The sequence below is a fragment of the Vibrio sp. 10N.286.49.B3 genome, from assembly GCF_002873395.1.
Lineage (GTDB): Bacteria > Pseudomonadota > Gammaproteobacteria > Enterobacterales > Vibrionaceae > Vibrio.
In genome coordinates this window covers 1-399 of the sequence record NZ_MCUV01000047.1, presented here as the reverse complement: position 1 = coordinate 399, position 399 = coordinate 1, and the positions used below count along the sequence as shown (strand labels likewise).

Here is a 399-nt window from a genome sequence, read left to right as displayed (position 1 = left end):
AGCAATGGTGACCGCATCATCTCCAGTAATTTCAGCAGCATCATTAACACCGGTAATCGTCACGGTAATGATATGCTCGGTGCCATCTTCTGAAGTGATAGTGAACAATTCCTCTTTCGTCTCACCTTCTGCTAAATACTGCACTTCTGAGTTAATGACACTGTAATCCCACGCCCCATCCTCAGTTAAAGTCAGGCTACCTAGCACGCCAGGAGCAGGTACTACACTCGCTGGATCAAAGACTTCTTGCAGCACACCATCCGCATCCGCAATGGTCAACTGACCATTGTCCGTTAAGGTCGGGGTCGATTCATCTTCAACGACTTCACCAACCGCATCACCGGAGATAATTGCGGCATCATTAACACCCGTGATCGTCACGGTAATGGTATGTTCCGT

Annotated in this window: 1 protein-coding gene; it reads right to left on the bottom strand. The window is 48.4% G+C overall.

Annotation, left to right across the window (positions count from 1 at the left end; genetic code table 11):
* The coding region (locus BCU68_RS15490; protein ID WP_198591757.1) for a VCBS domain-containing protein at positions 1-399 on the bottom strand (399 nt) is incomplete at both ends.